The organism is Sulfitobacter sp. HI0027 (genome assembly GCF_001634775.1).
GTDB lineage: Bacteria > Pseudomonadota > Alphaproteobacteria > Rhodobacterales > Rhodobacteraceae > Sulfitobacter.
The window spans coordinates 1-1117 of record NZ_LWER01000091.1; the positions used below are offsets into that span (position 1 = coordinate 1).

The 1117-nt window shown below is 58.9% G+C and carries 1 protein-coding gene; it reads right to left on the bottom strand.

Going from position 1 to position 1117, the window contains the following annotated elements:
- Positions 1-1117 (bottom strand): hypothetical protein (locus A3722_RS24255; protein WP_201721968.1); only part of this gene is annotated, 1117 nt, incomplete at both ends.

The window sequence follows — 1117 nt, forward strand, 5'->3', positions numbered from 1 at the left end:
CATCGCCCGAACCGGAAAGGTTAGGCACATCGAAGCGCGTCCGCGATGGCCCCCTGTTGATGAGGTTGCCATAGCCGAGATTGGCGTTTGTCACGTCATTGGGGATCGGGTTGCGACCACCGCCCTCTAGATTGTAGCCAAGCTTGGGCTTTTCCGGCCCCGCCTGTTCTTTTGCAATCTGCCGCGCGAAGCTAAGTGCGATGCCGAAGTTTTTCGCCAGCTTCGCCGCCTCATCAACCCCCGCTGAAATGCCCCCGGCTAGATCAACACGGGCGATCTGCTCTGCCGCATCTTGTCCTTCTTGCAGTCGGGCAGCCATTTCACGGGCCTTCTCCTGCGCCTGCGTGACGCCATCAACAACGTCTTGCGAAACTGTGTCGCCAGCTTCGACCAGCAGATCACGGATTAGGCCAAGCTGAGTTGCCATTGCAGAGAAGTCGCCAGCATCCCGCGCAGCCTCTAGCCCCGCTTGGGCCTGAGAGATTTGGTTCAGCAGTTCCGGCGATATGTTAATTTCCTGCGCCAGTGAACCGATGTTCGCAAAGTCGCCTTCTACCGCCGCAAGCTCTTCGCGCAGTTCGGCCAGTTGCGTAAAGAAGTGCTGCGGAACGGGCTGCCCAGTGTTCTCGAACATAGAAATACTGGTCTGCAGCTTCTCGATCTCGCGTCGAACATCCTCAGCAGCCTTTCGCCCTGCATCGGTGCCGGAAGCCGCCAAAGCAGCCGTGACCACTCCCGCTGATGCCTCGGAAGCCTTCGCAATTTCGCTGGTCACGTCCTCAATGATCCCGCTGACCTTTTCCAAGGCTTCGCGCTTGTCGATTTCAAACAGTGCCAGCGCCATATCCCGAACTTCTTCGGTCAATTCGCCGTATTTTTTGCGCAGCGCCTCAAGGTCAGACACGTCTGCCGCAGTCGCGGACATTGCTGCAAGCGCCGCGTCCGCTTCGCCCACACGGTCAGCGAAGGTCTTGGCCTTTTCTTTGGTTTCCTCGGTTGCATCACCAAGGTTCCAAAGAACAGCGGCCAGCGGAGCTCCTACGGCCAATACAGCGCCCATGACAGCGCCCCACGGGCCAAGGATGCCCAGAAGCTGCGAACCCTGCTGCGTGAAGGC